The sequence below is a fragment of the Leptospira ognonensis genome (assembly GCF_004770745.1).
Classification (GTDB): Bacteria; Spirochaetota; Leptospiria; order Leptospirales; family Leptospiraceae; genus Leptospira_A; species Leptospira_A ognonensis.
Window position 1 is genome coordinate 40,044 of sequence record NZ_RQGD01000034.1, and the last position, 16,275, is coordinate 56,318.

At 40.2% G+C, this 16,275-nt stretch carries 14 protein-coding genes and 1 rRNA gene; 7 read left to right on the forward strand and 8 right to left on the reverse strand.

Annotated elements, in window-relative coordinates:
- Nucleotides 1-10: 10 nt before the first annotated feature.
- Both EHQ58_RS10710 and EHQ58_RS10715 read right to left on the reverse strand, forming a co-directional pair.
- Nucleotides 11-2,155 carry a PAS domain S-box protein gene (locus EHQ58_RS10710; RefSeq protein ID WP_135623889.1) on the reverse strand — a complete coding sequence of 715 codons (2,145 nt, stop codon included), beginning with the start codon at nt 2,153-2,155 and terminating at the stop codon, nt 11-13.
- Between the two features lie 141 nt (nt 2,156-2,296).
- Nucleotides 2,297-3,031, reverse strand: a complete 735-nt coding sequence (locus EHQ58_RS10715; RefSeq protein WP_135623890.1) for an SDR family NAD(P)-dependent oxidoreductase — start codon at nt 3,029-3,031, stop codon at nt 2,297-2,299.
- A gap of 176 nt (nt 3,032-3,207) precedes the next feature.
- On the opposite strand from EHQ58_RS10715, the gene purT reads away from it, so the two are divergent.
- A complete protein-coding gene (purT, locus tag EHQ58_RS10720) occupies nt 3,208-4,386 on the forward strand; it encodes a formate-dependent phosphoribosylglycinamide formyltransferase (protein ID WP_135623891.1) in 1,179 nt (392 codons plus the stop codon).
- A 27-nt stretch (nt 4,387-4,413) separates the two neighbouring features.
- Here purT and EHQ58_RS10725 read toward each other — a convergent pair whose 3' ends face one another.
- Complete coding sequence (locus EHQ58_RS10725; RefSeq protein ID WP_135623892.1) at nt 4,414-7,482, reverse strand: SpoIIE family protein phosphatase; 3,069 nt, start codon at nt 7,480-7,482, stop codon at nt 4,414-4,416.
- Between the two features lie 186 nt (nt 7,483-7,668).
- Between EHQ58_RS10725 and EHQ58_RS10730 the strand changes: the two genes are divergently transcribed.
- Both EHQ58_RS10730 and rrf read left to right on the forward strand, forming a co-directional pair.
- Nucleotides 7,669-8,622 (forward strand): hypothetical protein, encoded by a 954-nt coding sequence (locus EHQ58_RS10730; RefSeq protein WP_135623893.1) that lies wholly within the window; start codon nt 7,669-7,671, stop codon nt 8,620-8,622.
- A 44-nt stretch (nt 8,623-8,666) separates the two neighbouring features.
- A 5S ribosomal RNA gene (gene rrf, locus EHQ58_RS10735) occupies nt 8,667-8,783 on the forward strand.
- 193 nt (nt 8,784-8,976) lie between these two features.
- Here the strand turns inward: rrf and EHQ58_RS10740 are convergent.
- Entirely contained in the window at nt 8,977-10,821 is a 1,845-nt protein-coding gene (locus tag EHQ58_RS10740) for a beta strand repeat-containing protein (RefSeq protein WP_167883610.1), read from the reverse strand.
- A gap of 95 nt (nt 10,822-10,916) precedes the next feature.
- The gene (locus EHQ58_RS10745) at nt 10,917-11,633 is read right to left on the reverse strand and encodes an SH3 domain-containing protein (RefSeq protein ID WP_135623895.1); all 717 of its coding nucleotides are present in this window, start codon (nt 11,631-11,633) and stop codon (nt 10,917-10,919) included.
- A gap of 122 nt (nt 11,634-11,755) precedes the next feature.
- Here EHQ58_RS10745 and EHQ58_RS10750 point away from each other — a divergent pair, with 122 nt between their 5' ends.
- Together EHQ58_RS10750 and EHQ58_RS10755 are read left to right on the forward strand one after the other, a co-directional pair.
- Nucleotides 11,756-12,292: a TetR/AcrR family transcriptional regulator gene (locus EHQ58_RS10750; RefSeq protein ID WP_135623896.1), complete on the forward strand. Its 537-nt coding sequence runs from the start codon at nt 11,756-11,758 to the stop codon at nt 12,290-12,292.
- Nucleotides 12,293-12,409: 117 nt separating this feature from the next.
- Nucleotides 12,410-12,829, forward strand: coding sequence for a hypothetical protein (locus EHQ58_RS10755; RefSeq protein ID WP_135623897.1), 420 nt, complete (start codon nt 12,410-12,412; stop codon nt 12,827-12,829).
- Nucleotides 12,830-12,857: 28 nt separating this feature from the next.
- Here the strand turns inward: EHQ58_RS10755 and EHQ58_RS10760 are convergent, their stop codons facing one another.
- The 3 genes from EHQ58_RS10760 to EHQ58_RS10770 are packed head-to-tail and all read right to left on the reverse strand — an operon-like array spanning nt 12,858 to nt 14,417.
- Nucleotides 12,858-13,094, reverse strand: coding sequence for a hypothetical protein (locus EHQ58_RS10760; protein WP_135623898.1), 237 nt, complete (start codon nt 13,092-13,094; stop codon nt 12,858-12,860).
- A gap of 11 nt (nt 13,095-13,105) precedes the next feature.
- On the reverse strand, nt 13,106-13,630 hold the full coding sequence (locus tag EHQ58_RS10765; RefSeq protein WP_135623899.1) for a hypothetical protein: 525 nt from the start codon (nt 13,628-13,630) through the stop codon (nt 13,106-13,108).
- A gap of 13 nt (nt 13,631-13,643) precedes the next feature.
- A complete protein-coding gene (locus EHQ58_RS10770) occupies nt 13,644-14,417 on the reverse strand; it encodes an adhesin OmpL37 family surface protein (protein WP_135623900.1) in 774 nt (257 codons plus the stop codon).
- A gap of 101 nt (nt 14,418-14,518) precedes the next feature.
- On the opposite strand from EHQ58_RS10770, the gene EHQ58_RS10775 reads away from it, so the two are divergent.
- Entirely contained in the window at nt 14,519-14,833 is a 315-nt protein-coding gene (locus EHQ58_RS10775; RefSeq protein WP_135623901.1) for a hypothetical protein, read from the forward strand.
- 15 nt (nt 14,834-14,848) lie between these two features.
- Entirely contained in the window at nt 14,849-16,240 is a 1,392-nt protein-coding gene (locus EHQ58_RS10780; protein WP_135623902.1) for a PP2C family protein-serine/threonine phosphatase, read from the forward strand.
- Nucleotides 16,241-16,275 lie beyond the last annotated feature (35 nt).

Below are 16,275 nucleotides of genomic sequence, written 5' to 3' on the forward strand. Positions count from 1 at the left end.
ACGAAAATCTTCAGATAGGAATTTCGAGAATAAATTTTGTACCATTTGAAAAATCGAATTTGTAGATGGCTTGCATTTGTTCAGAAAGCATTAAAATTAACTTTAGCCCAAAGTTTTTTTTAGAGCTAGATACAAATTCTGGAACAAAACCATTCCCAGAATCTTGAATCTCTAAGACGAGGAAGGAATCGTTTGCGAACATCTTTACGCTTAAAAAATTTTCCTGATTTTCTTTAAAGGCATACTTGATTGCATTTGAGAGGACTTCGTTTACGATGATGCATAAAGGAAATACCAGTTCTGATTTCAAACTAAAATCATCTAGTTCTAATTCGAGTCTAAGATCTTTAGGTAGCACGCTCACCTTTAAGATATTTTCAATCAATTCGCTAAAATATTCACGAACATTCACATTTGAAAAATTTTCCGTTCTATACAATCGATCATAAAGCATCCCCATCCCTTCGACCTGATTGATTGTCTGTTGTAAAATCGAAGTAACCTTTTCATCGTTAATGGAATTACTTTTTATCTGAAGTAGACCGTTAATCGATTGCATATTATTTTTGATGCGATGATGAACTTCTTCGAGTAATATTTCCTTCTCGTTTAGTAGTTCTTTAATTTTGATTTCAGCTAATTTCCTTTCGGTTATATCCAAATAGGTCCCTGTCATGTGAATCAACTGATCATGTTCATCGAATTGCATTTCGCCCTGCGCATAAATATACCTTATTTCACCATTTGGGCGAATAATTCGAACATCTAATGGGTATTGTTTTTTATCCTTAACTGCTTTTTCTGTCATCTCTTTCACATAATCGATATCATCTGGATGATAGAATTGGATGGACATTTCTAAAGTATTGTCGAAGTTTTCTCTTGCAATTCCAAAGATCTCAAAAACTTCATCGGACCAATTTACAATTCCTTCTTTGACATCCCAATCCCAGCTTCCTACATGGCTGATTCTCTGTGCTTCCTTGAGCTTTCTTTCATTTTTTATTATTTTTTCTTCAATTTCTTTTTTCTCTGTAATATCATGATTGATACTTACCGCGCCAATATGATTTCCATTTCGATCATATAACTTTGCCACCGAACCATAGATATTTAATTTTTTACCTTGTTTTGTGTAATGGATTACTTCACCAATCCATCTGTTATTTTTATCATACTGAATCCTTACATCATCCAGATGGCCTTCGTAAAAAACGGCTCTTAATATTTCAGTTGTTGTCTTGCCTATCGCTTCCTCTGCTTTGAATCCATAGATTCTCTCGGCACCTCGATTCCAGCTAGTGATCACAAAATTCAGGTCCGTACTTATGACCGCATCGATCAAATTTTCTAATAAATTTGCCAAAAAAATATTATTTTCTTCAGCAATTTTATTTTCTGTGACATCTTGCATAACGCCAAACATTTGGTCCGTGACTCCGGCTTCATTTGACCTAGATTCACCTAATGTGGATAATATGGTTCGCACGGAACCGTCTTTTTTGATGATACGAAATTCCTTCTGCTGGTGTGATTTGTTTGCTGTATCAAAAATGACATTGATTACTAAAGATAAATCTTCTGGATGTACACTTTGTTTTAAAATTTCCTCAGGCGAAAGTTTCGTATCGCTAGGGAAGCCAAAGATTCTATAAAGTTCAAGAGACCAATCTATATAACCAGTAGCAAGATTCCATTTCCAGTGGCCTAATTTCGCCACTTGCTGCGATAATTGGAGATTGGTTTCTTTTTCTTGTAGCTTTCGGTTGCTATCGTATAATTTCAGTGCCATTTTAATCGATGCCAAGAGGACAGTGTTTCCCGAATTCTTAACTATGTAGCCGTAAGATGTGATATTTTCGGTAAGCTCAACGATTTCTCTTTCTAAATGAGAAGAAAGAAAAACCAATGGTTTCTCAAAGTCTTTCAGTATGATTCTTGCGGCTTCTGTCCCTTTCATCCGATTTTTACCGAGGTCAATGTCCATTAAAATAAGGCCGATATTATGTTTGCCTTCTCTAATGATTGTTATAGCTTCCTCTCCAGAAGTTACATGTATCACAACAAATCCCTCACTTTTAAGAAAAGTCATTTTCGCAATGCCAATGAGGACGTCATCTTCGACGATTAGAATGGTGGTTTGAGAGGGTGCCATTTCGTAGACTCACAAAATACACATATTCTTTGTTTATGCAAAACTTATTTATCTAGAATTCCAGATTTTGAGGATCGATTTCGAATTTCATTGTATTCTATTCTTTCCATTGCTTTAAAGGAGAAGAGGCGTATGCGAATTTTAAAAAGGAGGCAATCTTTTAAATAGAAATTCTGGAATGAGCTTAATGATTAACATGATATACCGCCAAGGCCAGTAGATGTAGACGGAATTTTTTTTGGCCAGTCCTGCTCGGATGATTTTTTCAGCCGCAACCTTGGGCTTTAAGGTCAATATGGGGAGTAAGTTATGACCCGCAGACATTTTTGTATAAACAGGTCCAAGAAGAATGGTCGTGATGCTTACATTGGACTTAGAAAGCCGATTACGTAAACCAGAAAGGTAAACGGTTAAGCCTGCCTTGGCACTTCCATAGATATAATTTAATTGCCTTCCTCTTTCTCCGGCGACAGAACTGAGAACAATAATGGAACCTTCCTTTCTGTTTTCAAAATCATTGGAAATAATATTGATGAGGGAAAGCAATCCAGAATAATTCACTTGAATGGTTCTTAGAAGTTCGTCTTGATTTTCTCTTGCGGCCTTTTGGTCTTCATAATATCCTGCGCATATAAAAACTAACGATGGTTTGGTCTCAAAAGAATCATAAAATGATATGTGGCTTTTAAAATCTGTAACATCGAGGAAGATGCTTGCTGTCTTTGATTTTCCTATTTTGTCGCATTCGTTTTTGAACTCAGCTAAAAGTTCTAAGTTTCTACCAGTCAAGTAGAGGTTAAAACCTCTTTTGGCAAGACCTAGTGCGATCTCACGGCCGATATCAGAAGTCCCACCGATAACCAATGCTTGTTTCATGTTTAGCAATCATACAGATTCGATCTCCTCCCTGGAAACAAATTTTACGTTTTAGAATCGTTAAATTTAATTTCAGAACAGCGGAGAAGAAAAGGAGGTATTTAACCGTATTTCAAATTCCAAGGAGCCTTGAAATTCGATTGTAATTATCATTGCTTTGATTTTTTTGTTAGGCAATGGAAAAATTTGGGACACCCTTCACTCCGTCTGCTACTAAACTTGTGCTCCTTGGCTCTGGTGAACTTGGAAAGGAAGTGGCTATTGAAGCCCAAAGGATGGGCATTCATCTCATCGCCATCGACAGGTATGAAAATGCGCCGGCTATGCAAATTGCTCACGAATTTCGAGTGATCGACATGCTCAATCCAGAAATTTTAGAGAAAACATTGCGAGAAATCAAGCCCGATTTCATCGTTCCTGAAATTGAGGCGATCCATACACAAACACTGGTTAAGCTAGAAACCGAAGGATTTAGGATTGTCCCGAGCGCAAAGGCAGTAAATCTAACCATGAATCGAGAAGGGATTCGCACATTTGCCAGTGAGGAGCTTGCTTTAAAAACATCGAAATACCGATTTGCAGACACACTAGATGATTTTAAAAAATCCATCGAAGCAATTGGCATTCCTTGCGTCGTAAAACCTATCATGAGTTCGTCGGGGAAAGGTCAAAGTCTCATTCGAAACCGGGATGAGATCAGTGCCGCTTGGGAATACGGTCAATCTGGGGGCAGAGCCGGTAAAGGCCGGATGATCATTGAAGAATTTATTCCTTTCGACTTCGAAATTACCTTACTAACAATTCGCCATAAACATGGTACTACGTTTTTATCTCCTATTGGCCACAAACAGATCAATGGTGATTATGTGGAATCTTGGATGCCACAACCAATGAGTGAAAAATCCTTGGAAGCGGCAAAAGAAATTGCAGAGAAGGTGACTACTGGTCTTGGCGGTTATGGTCTCTTTGGTGTAGAATTGTTTGTGAAGGGAGATGAAGTTTTTTTTAGTGAGGTATCTCCAAGGCCCCACGATACGGGGCTTGTTACCTTAGTGAGTCAAAATGTTTCTGAATTTTCCCTGCACGTGCGTGCCTTGTTAGGTCTGCCGCTTCCTACCATCCACACGCAAAAAGCTTCGGCATCCGCTGCCATTTTAATTTCGGGAGATTCAAAAGATCCAACGTACCATGGAGTCGCAGAGGCTCTGAATGATACCGATGTAGACCTGAGACTTTTTGGAAAACCAGAAGTAAATGGAAAGAGACGTATGGGCGTCGCACTGGCACTGGGCAAATCGATCGATGAGGCCAGGGAGAAGGCACGGAAAGTACGGGACAAGATTCGGCTCGGTTAAGAGAAGAACTGCCCCGATTTCTTTTCCCTATACTTTTTCTAAATACCGCAAAATCTTTTTCGCGTTTTGGTTTTCTGGGTCTATTTCTAGCGCTCTCTCGGAAAATTTTCTTGCTTCCTCATATTTTCCCGTTAAGCGGTTAAGGTCGGATAAGTTGACGAGATTGTTTATGTTATCTGGGTGTAACTGATAGACTCGTTTCGAAGCCTCAAGTGAAGACAGATACCTACCCATTTTCTTTTGTGAAAGAGATAGATAATACCACATTTCTTCCGTATCAGGATCCATTTGTAAATATTGACTTAGAATATCGACAGCTTTCGCATAATCCTTTCCTTTAAAGCTCATAAGTCCCAATAATTTATTTAACTTTTGATTGTTAGGTTCAATAGAGTGCGCTTTCATCAGAACATTTAACGCTTCATTTACCTGTCCTTCTCTATACAAACGTTTGCTCTGCTGGTATACTTCCGTAAGGTCTAAACCTTGTAAATCGTCGTCATCCCGTATTTCCAGCTCTTGTTCTTCAAACTTGGAACTGATGGGTTGCTCCTGGATGTTCTGAATTTCCTCAGAGACGGATTGAGGTTGAAAATCCAAACGTAAAAATGACAAGTCATCTGTAATTGTTCCTTGCGATTTTAAAACGTCCTCAAATTCAAAAATATTGGCATTTGTATCCTCAACGATTTTTAAAATGGCAAATTCATCTTCATTGATGGTTCGAATTTCAGCTTCTGGTGTTAGATCAATGTCATCCCGTCCATCGGATCCGAGTATGACCACATCTCCTGGCATCAGTTGGTATTTATAAACCTTAAATTTGAATTCTGATTCCTGACCAAGTTTACGTAAGAGTAACTCTTGTTCGATAAAACTGGCTTTCCCATCACGATATAAAATCGTAGCGGGATGTTCTGCGTTGAAATAAAGCATCTCACCTGATTTTTCTTCAATGAGAACGACTGTTGCTGAAATCACCATCGTTCCGTTAAAAGATTTAAAAACGGAGTCCACTTCATGATAGACATCCGTTAACCAATCTTCTGGATTCATATCTAGAACTTTTTTATTGGAAGCGGAACGAGACATGATCGCGTTAAAAACGACTCCCATTACGAGAGATCCACCAGCTCCCTGCATGGATTTACCCATGGCATCACCGTTCATCGCCAATACATAAACCTTAAAATCATCAGGTTTACCAAATTTTAGAGTTCCTGTAATGCAAATATCTCCACCGAGATCCGCAGATTTATTTTTGAACTCAAATTTCTTTTTTTGACGGATGAAAAATTCTGTAGGGACGAGCTTAGATTTATTCGCATTATAGAATAATGGTTTCGCTAAGAGTGATGTTAAGAAGTAATCTCCATCTTGTTGAATTTTTAACTTCTGCACTTCCTCCATTTTCTCTTGTACTTCTTTTGTCCGTATTTTAACTTTCTCTTCTAAATTTTCTGCATAGTCTTCAAGTTCCTTTCTGGCTTGTTTGATCGACTCTACCATTGAGTTGAAAGAACTCGCTAAGAAACCGATTTCATCTTGTACTTTGATCGGAACTTGAATGTCCAGATTCCCTTCATTTACTTTCGTCACACCCTCGAGCAGATTGTTTAGCGGTTTTACAAGACTTGAGAGAAAGAATCGAGGGAAGATGATGAGAATCAAGATGGATGTAAATAGAATGGTTAATATTAGTTTTACAGCATTTTCATTCGTATGTTTACGATACTCATCATAAGAAAATCCGATTTCATATTTTTTATCATCTTTCGTAAAATCAAAATGAGTATACCGAAGACCTGCCGTTCGATACAAACGCGTCAGATTTTGTTTGTATTTGCTTTCTACATTTTGATACTGCCGTGTTTTTTTAAAACGATCCAAAGCTTCCGCTTCCAGCATATCATCAGAAATCTGCGTAGATTCATTCTTTTTGTTTTCTTTTTGAATCTTTGCGATGGTTTCCTTTAAAAGTGTTTTTTTGCTAGCTGCGATTTCTTTTTTAACTTCTGCTAGCTGGAAATGGTCTGGATGTCGATTGAATTCGATTTTCAGATCGTCATTGAATACATCAGCGCTTACTGGTTTTACCATGACATACTCTATGTCATCTGAAATGTCGCTGTATTTTTTTTCGAGGATGGCGGTCTTAGACCCTAATATTTCTGCCTTTTTTTGGACATCATACTCTTCCTCGCTTAAGGTTAATGTGAGATTCCCCACAAATCCAAGCACGAGTAGTACTGTAACCAAACTTACACCAACCAATTTTACCATAAACGATGTTGGTTCTGGTGAATTGTTAATGTATGTGATCATGAAATAAAAGCAGATGATCAAAGTGACATTGGCATAAATAAACGCATATAGATCATATGATATGATGCCCGATTTGTTTAGTACATTTGTTACGGCAACGATAAGAAAGATGATGATCGCTTTTGAAAAACTTTTACAAGCATGTGCATCTTTGCCTTTGGGATTGATGAATTTAATCCAGCCGACTAAAAATTTGGAAAACAAATACATCGGATATTCGGATGCACTGTTTGGTTTGTTTAACCATTTAGAAAAAAAACCATCATATTCGGAATAACGAATGGTCTTTCTGATGATCACACTTAAGGGAAATAATTGTGTGATTAAAAGTAGGAACGCATGTTGTGCTCCGTAATCAAATGTATAAAAATGCGCCGTATAATTAAAAATATGCTCCATCTTGGAACCCGTATAGATGAATTCCAGATAACCGAAAAATAGAATTGTGAGAAAGAAAGGAATGGCGATTTTTGCCTCTTTCTCTTGGTCCAATCGTGGAAATGTGTAAACAAAGCCAATCATACCCGCATTGCCAAAAAGAGCACACATCGTGACGAAGCGATGGTAAGCTCCCCAAGGTGCATTGACAGAGTAGGCGATGATGTAACCGAGTAACATGAAACTATAACCAGCAAACATGGCAGCTAGCCACCAGGTAGGCGGCGTTTTGTCCTTCTTGGTAATGAGAAAGACACTCATGATGAGGATAATGATGTACGCAGCGAAAACTCCGACGGAATGGTAGGACCACTCTAACCAATCTAAATTCATGTACCGATTCCTCTTAAAGCGTGTTCACAGATCCAATCAGGATTGGATTCGATTAGTAAAACAGATATCGTAAGCGATTCAATCTAATTTGTGTCAAAAGGTGGGATTTTTTATGGCGCACTGCAAAAAATTCTTGTCTACTTTGGCTGCTTTGCAAGAAGGTCAAGTCATATAGGTATGGTAACAATGACGTACAGAAATTTAATTTTATTTATCCTCTTGGCAGTTTCTTCTATTTTCACTGGACTTTCGGCGCAAGGAAAAGTTGAAGGAAGCACCTTACGTCTCAAAGGTGGCTTTTTTTATGGAACGATGAAAACCGACATAGAAAAAAGAAACACGTTCGCAGATTTTTTTGGCGCGCAGGTCAATGAAGACTATCGCAATGCGCGTGGTCTGGATTTGATCAATAATCTCGGAGCGGAATACTTCCATAGCCTAGGTGGAGGCCTCTTATCAAATGTATTTTTCGGACTGCACCTAAACTCTTTCGGACGCGATTACCAATGGAAATCTTATTATCCCGTGGGCGTGGGCTTGAAAGAAGGCCAGGGAAGACTGGGATACGAGGACATCAGTGCCGGAGTCACGCTTGCGGTTGCCCCTTCGTTTCGCATTTTACCGAAATACGTGATTCGAAAAATGGACCAAAGATTTGATGGAACCTATCTTGGTCTAGGCAGCCCTTCTTTTTTTGGAACGCAAGGAATCACCACAACGGCGATTTCTGGACTCCTTGGAGTCGGATTCGAGTATGATTTTAATCCCGATGTCACCTTCTTCGCCGATTTTTTAATCTACGGTCCCTTTCTCTATCGTAGCAAAGGCTCCTATGAAAACGAATTGATCACTCTTTCGACTGGCGGTTCTTCCTACGCCTATGCGAACGGAGCTTATACCTTCAGTTCTCAAAAAGTGACTCTTGGTGCTACCTACCAAATCATTCCAAAATTGCGACTGTTTGCCTCCCTGGACCAAGAAAGAATCCAAACGAAAGGCGAGTCTGTCTCCGCTTTTGTTTTGGGAACGAGTGGTCTTAACGAACTCGCCACTGTTGGCCAGTACCTTGCTCTGAGCAATGAGGAACGGATCAAACTTTCGGGCTTTAAATTTGGCGTCACATACGACATTGGAATGTAAAAATATTTGACATTCGAGACTTCACCAGGAAGATGGTAATTACTCCTGGTGATTATGGAGAGAAGGCCATACCCGTTCCCATTCCGAACACGGAAGTCAAGCTTCTCATCGCCGATGGTACTATTGGGTTCGCTCAATGGGAGAGTAGGAAGTTGCCGGGTTAGCACTCATAACCTAACAAAAAGCCGACCGCAAGGTTGGCTTTTTTTATGTACACGTATCAAACTGAGCGAACCCAATAGTACCTTATTGGAAACAGCTGTTCGCGAAATGGGCGAGCACGCAGTAGGCGTGCGCAGGCCTGCAGCTAAGTTCCCTACTCTGAAACCTAGCAACAAGCAGTGGATCGAATCCTTAATCTTTTTCTAAGGCTCCCATGGACCAGCCCGCATGACCTGTGTTTGATGCCGTATCTGGGGTCGTCGTCCTTGTGGTGCCTGCTTTATCTGTGGTAAAGGTCGCACTCAAATCTCTTCCGCCATAGCGAACATCGTTCCCGACGGTAACGCCAAGGGTGAGATCGTTGTCTGAGTAGGTCGTGATATCATCGTCGGTTCCGTCTACGTCGGTAAAGGTAGGATTTAGAATGATGTTGCCCGTATAGTTTCCATTTAGGGCTTCCATATTGCCGACGGTAGTTACCGGCGTAGTTCCTTCGTTATAGTAGGAATTGGTTGTGCAGCCAAAGAGGGTGTTATTTTTGATGACCAATGGATCGGAACCTGTAGATAGTTCTGCGATGCAATACTTGGTCGCGCTCACATCAGTCACATAAATGATGTTGTTCTGGATGTCGGGAGTGGCACTGCCTCCGACTAAAATGCCTTCCACAGTGGTTTGTGCAGCTCTTGTTCCGGCGACGATGGTGTTATTATAGAGTTTTGCTACGATGCTGGAATTTGGATTGATCCCGATTGCTTGGGTGCCATTGCCACCATAGATGATGTTATTGTTAACCAACACCGTGCCAGTGGAGGAATCCACGATCCCCTTCGAAAGTGAAGTAGAGGAATTTCCACCAGCGAAGATCGTATTGCCAGTGGCTGTCATATTGCCCGCGATCGTAGCCATACCGTATACGCCTGCACCTCCTGATCCTCCATAAATCGTATTTCCTGTGGCTGTCAGCGTGTTTGTGGAAGGGGAAGAATTGTTCCAATAGATGCCTGAGGCCCCATAGGTCGTACTGCTAGAACCACCACTGCCACCGAGAAGGGTGGAATTCGTCACAGTAACCGTCGAATTGGTGCTATTTGTCAAATAGACCGCTGCCGCTGTTGAAGTGCTATCCGAGGAGGTTCCTGTTTTGATCGTGGCACTGTCAGTAATATTGAGATCTACATAGCTGAAGAGGTATCCATAAATACCAAAAGAATTGGAAGATGAGTTACGACCATCGATCGTTCCTCCTTTGATATTGATGGTGATACGGGAAGATGCAGTTCCATCAATGAGAGAGCTGATCTCCAATCCGTAAGAATATGTGGGAGTGCCTGAGCTTCCAGAAATCGTGTTATTGTTCAGTTGTAGGGTAGCTCCCGCAGTGAAGCTTAAAAGGTAAATCCCATCGGAGATACTCGCAGAACCACCTGTGATGGTATTGTTAGAGATGGTGACTGTTCCGAAATTACTTCCACTGATGAGGATTCCGTTTCGTCCGGTGAGGGTATTATTGGAAACGGTAGGGCTACCACTTGTTATCGTAACGGCTGCAGCAGTAGAGGTTGTGCTGGCAGCAGTGATCGTAAAACCGTCTACAGTGGCAGTCCCAGAAAGGTAGATACCAGGATAGGAAGAAGTCGTGATTCTTGTTACATTGGATGTGATGCTTCGGCTGCTAAAATCAGAGCTGTAACCTCCGTATAGGGAAACCGTCGTTACAAGGAGTGCAGAAGAGATAGAATACGTTCCGCCAGCAACATTGACCCGAGTTGCTCCTGATTTTGATAGGGCTTGAGAGATGGTCAGAAGTGGGCTCGTCGCTGTACCCGCGTTAGAATCATTTCCGGAAGTGCTCACATAAAAGGTTGTATCTGCAGTAGTCGTCGATCCCGTGCTTGAGCTAGAACTAGAGCTAATAGCTGAACTAAACAGCAAAGGTAGTAGGAAGCTCGAGGAATCATTGGATTTGCTCTTTTGGCAAGAGAGTATCTGGAAGAGGACAAGGAGGAAGAGAAGACTGTTCGTGATTGTTTTCATATAGGCACCTAATATTTCGTTTGCGTGTCTCACCCTAGCGTACGGCGATTCCGCCTGACAAGGAATAAAAGCGTACGTTTTGTTAAAATCAAACATCAATCAGAACCTGTGGTAAAAAAGACCATCTGCCATTTGTTTTGTTTCTTTAAAAACCCAGCGCGATAGGAAAAAGGGCTTCTCAAATATTGGTCACAGACATAGCCGATTTGGCCTGAGGGGAGGCAAACTTTTTTCCAGATGCAAGGCTCGCCTGCTTTTTTCTTTTCCTGTCCACTCGTCTGGTCATAGATATTTTTAACAAACTCCCAGCTGATTTGTGTTAATACTTTTGCGTTTTTGTCTGGCAATTCTCTGATGTTCACTCGCTCTCCAATGACGAGTGAGTCCGAGTAAGGATCGATGGTGTCCGGATGATTGCTAAAAAAATAGGGCACTGTCCATAAACCATCGTTATCTACCGCATAACCTAATGGAATCATCTTTGCAAATTCTTCCCAAAAAAGAGAAACTTTTGGATTTTTATCCAAATTCCAAGACTTTAAAAATTTCTTTTTACCCATGCTCCCTTCTTCAAAGGCAAAAGAAATCTCAGGATCGGAAATCGATGCGATGAATTGAACATCCTTTGTTTGAATGGCCTTTTCCAGTTTTGTTTTGAATTCTAGAAAGGAGGTATCTTTTGAGGAATGGTCCCCTTTTTTAAAGGGTATGGCATCGTAGCGATCACAAGGGAGAAGGGCAGAGATTGGGAAAAGGGCAAGAACCACCGAAAGGAGTTTCAGTTGGAATTTGGATGCTAACGTCTTGTTCATAAAACGATGATGGCTTCACAAATAGAATTCTTGGCAAGACTTAAAATTTAGAAGGCTTTAACGGAGGAAATTTCTTTCATGGATGTCTAATTTGAGAACTGCATGGATTGAAATAAGGATTTATGAAACTAGCAAAGGAAGTATGGATCCACGTTGGCTATGATTTTTGTGCGAGAAATGGTTTTGAACAATTAAAAATTGAACGATTGGCCAAATTAGTCGGAAAGAGTAAATCCTCATTTTATCAACAATTCATTGATCTAGAAAATTACTTTGGATTTTTGTTCGAATTGCATTTACAAAACTGTTTCATCATTGCGGAAAAAGAAACCATTGCGAAATCGATCGATCCTGATCTAATAGATATCTTAGTCGAACACAAAATAGACCTTCTATTTAACAAACAACTTCGGATCCATCGTATAGATGTTAAATTTGAAGAGATAATCTTAAAATCAAATGCGATGGTCGCGGCACCTTTTTTAAAACTTTGGAAGGAGAATTTAAAATTAAATTTGGGAGAAGACCAGTTAGCAGGGATTTTCCAATTGGCTCTAGAAAACTTTTATCTACAAATTAATCCTAAAAATTTGGAGAGAGGCTGGTTGATCACATACTTCTCAAATTTAAAATCCTTACTCGAGAGTATTGCTAAGTGAATTTTTGTACGCTTCCGTACATGCTTTTTTATCTTTCAGGTCTGATTGCGATTGCCTCTTCCTCCCCTCAACGCTTCAGTGAAAAATAAAATAAAGGCATAAGAAGGATAAAAACAAATGTCGAAACAATTTCATAAATTCTATTTGAAAATTTCTGCGATCATCATCGGTTCGTTTGGTCCGATTTTCTTTTTGGGTACTATGGATGCCACACTCGAACCTGCTCGGCTCACATTAGATCTTCTCAGTTGGCCACTTGATGGTATGACGACTTATGTTTCGCCTGATACCAAATTCCTCTCTGCCCTCACGGGAGGCTTTTTGTTCGGTTGGGGGATCACCATTTGGATGTTATCCAAACTCGCGTATGATAAAGCTCCAGAAGAGGTTAGGAAATCCGTCGTATTTGGCATCTTAGCCTGGTTCGTGTTAGATAGCGCTGGTTCTATTGCGTCTGGGAATTCTTCGAATGCGATCTTTAATCTTTTTGTGCTTTTTGCGGCAGTTGGTCCCTTGTGGTTTCCCGCAAAAACATAGGGAAACGCTTCTGTTATCGCATTACAGATTAATCTGCGTTAGCATACAACTTGCCCACACAGATCCCACAAATCTCGGCTCCCGCATTTGCAGATTTTGCAGCGATGGTTCTCATTTTACCTATGTCCATAGGTAAGGAGGACTTTTCCATGACTTTGTTTGTTTCCTCAAATTTACAAAGGTAGGATTTTGTTTTGTTTAGATCCAATTGGATGTGGGCGTTACTGATGTTTTCAAATCGTTTTAATGTATAGAGTGCTTTCATAGAATGATAAATTATTTCCTTTCTTCTGCAATGGAGATGGGTTCTGCGGGTGTGACGTCTTTTTCCTTGGGTGTCCGAGGGTCAAAATTCTGAACGGAAAAATGATGGTGGATGCGTGTGCCACTGTCTTTGGCTGTTTGTTTTTTGATGAGGTATCCTGCCACCACAAGTGCGAGGCTTGCGATGAGCAGATCCGTTCTATCGGACATTTCGAACGCTAGAAAATAACTTCCGATCAGGATAAAGGATCTAGACAAAACCCACAGGAAAGAGGTACGAAATAAAAAGGTCACCATTCCCAATTGTCTCATTTTCTCATGGAATCGATAGATCCCGACTCCAATGAAAGGAACTTTAAAAAGGATGGTCGTAAGTCCCACAAGCATAAGTAAGAAGAAAAAAATGGTGATGCTACCAAAAATGAGATTCCAATAAAAGACAAACTTTGAGGCAGAAACGAGTGCCGCATTCCAAGGGAAATGGGAATAGCCGACTTGGATGAGATAAATGATAAAAGCAACAATCAAACTAAACATAGAAACATCCTTTTTACCGAGGCTCTCGCACATAGGCTGGGTCAATGCCTGGCAACGGAACGGCCAATTCACTTTTGACCTGTCCATTTAAGACTGTCGTATAGATACCGTCTTCCTTCCAAACTTTAAAAAAATTATCCCAATGCATTTTGCGAAATTTTTCCTGTTCCTGAAAGAAGGAATTTTCTATCTCGTTATCGATTTCTTCAAATGACCTCCCTTCAACTTCCCGAACGATATCTGCCTCGTGCAGGAGCGCTAGGGCCACAACAAACCGACCCGCATGTTTTAGAATTTTTAACGCAAAGAGCATCTCACGTAATTTTAATAAATAAAGCTGTGGCCTTGTATTCCTTGCCATCGTTAATTTTTGTTCGGCTTCGGTGAGGTCTCGGAACCCGAGTCTTAGCATAAATTTTGTGTTAGTTTTTTCTTTGTCTTTTGAGACTCTTCCCAAACGATTCAATTCGTTTCTCAGCATGGCAATATTTTTGGAAAGCATGCTATCATAGAGGGGGATGAGTAATTTTTGTGTATGTCTTAGTTCTTGGTAAGAGACATCATCATTGCGTCTCATGTTCAGTTCCAGGAATTCAAGGTAGTGCTCCAGACATCTCTGGTAAAGCTTTCGGTCGTCGGCATCGCCTAAATGAGAGATGGTTGAGTCGAGACTTTTGATGATGAGCTGATTTTCTTCTACCCCATAAGCTACCTGAAGGACCGCCTTGGCCTCGAGCGATATCCCACTAAGGGCTAAAATGAATGCGAAATAGAAGTTACGATTCATCTCTATTCAATTTTCGGTTTACATCCTTTTGAAATGAAATAAATAATGAAAGGCACTTTTAAATTGCACTTTTCGTCGGAAAGGAAGGAGAAATAAGGATTTTGGGAGTCAGTGAAAGACAACTTGAGTTGATAAAAGAAGCCGCGGAGATACTCATAGGAGAATCTAGACTTACGAAAGAAGAAGCCATCCAGCTCATTTCCGCTTCCATCAAAAAAGAGCTCGGCAAACGCGCCACGACTCTTGAAGCCTTAAATGGGAGTCCCAAGTCAGACAGGACGTCCTTTATCCGTGCCGTCGTCTTGCATGTCGAAGAGGGGATCCAATCGAATCCGGAATGGAGGACTCGTCATATCGACAAATTTATAGAATCATTTTATAAAGTACTTCACGATTCCTGGCAAAAAGAGAGATAGTTTCTCAATTTTTTTATGACAAAATCTTCCAAGGAACACATAAAAGATTCTCGTGGATCAAATATTGTTCGCATTGTCTTTAGTTTCATATTTCTTTTTTCATTTTTCATAAATGGTTACATTATACTATCCGCATTTTCTCTCCTTCATATTATCAGTTCCATTTGGTGGCTTTGGCTCATCGAAACCAATTATGCCTATTACGATACCCATGCACGGCTCTGGTATTTTCCGGCAACCTTAGATATAATATTTATCAGTGCATCTGTATTTGTTACGGGCGTTTCCTATTCGCCGGCAATTCTTGGTTATGTGATTGTCACTGCTTTCAGTTCCACTGATATGATTCAAAATCGAGGTAGGTTCTCGGCTTACGCAAGCTCTCTCACATTTTTTGCGATGGACTGTTTGGTTTATTTTCATATCGTTCCGAAAATTAATATTCTCACCGATTCTCAGGTTGAAATCACTACATTCTCTTTTGTCCTGTCCGGTCTCTTGCTGATCTTAGTATGTTTAGTCACAAACAAAGTAATTTCCTCCATTTATTTGCAGCTGAGTGAGAAGAACTTAAAATTGAGCGAAAGTCTAAAAAAGATAAATGAACTGAAACTCCAACAAGATGGGGATTATTATTTGACTTCTCTTTTGCTTGAACCCCTTGCTTCAAACCTTGCTGATAGCAAACGCGTTCAAATAGAATTCAACATACGTCAGTATAAGAGGTTTATTTTTCGAGATTTTATGAATGAACTTGGAGGCGACATTTGTTTAGCCGACTCTATTCCGATCCAAGGTAAAAAATACATTATCATTGTGAATGGTGACGCCATGGGAAAATCCATGCAAGGCGCAGGTGGGGCGCTTGTTTTGGGGGTTGTATTAAAATCAATCATTACGAGAAGCCAGTTGATCATGGAAGACAAAAACATAACACCGATTCTATGGCTTGAGAGAAGTTTCCGTGAACTCAATGAAGTTTTTTATTCCTTTGAAGGCTATATGCTTGTTTCAGTTTTTATCGCCCTTCTTGACGAAGAAACTGGTGAAACGTTTTTTGTGAACGCAGAACATCCCCATGCGGTTTTATATCGTGATGGCAAAGCCTCATTCATTCTAAATGAAAATCGTACGAGAAAGATTGGTACGCTTGGTGAAGGTGAGCAGGTAAAAGTGGAACGATTTAGGCTTGAATCGGGCGACGAATTATTCATCGGATCTGATGGTAAGGATGATTTGGTCGTGGGGAAATCTGAGTCAGGAGAGAGGCGAATTGATAGTGATGATGAGATTTTTTTGAAATTAATTGAAAAAAATTCTGGAAACCTAAGCCAAACAGTTACGGATATTGAAAATCAGTTTGAATTGACTGATGACTTTTCCGTAATCAAAATTAAATTTTTATAGATTAGATGAAAGCACTAAAAAGGAGAGAGAGATGT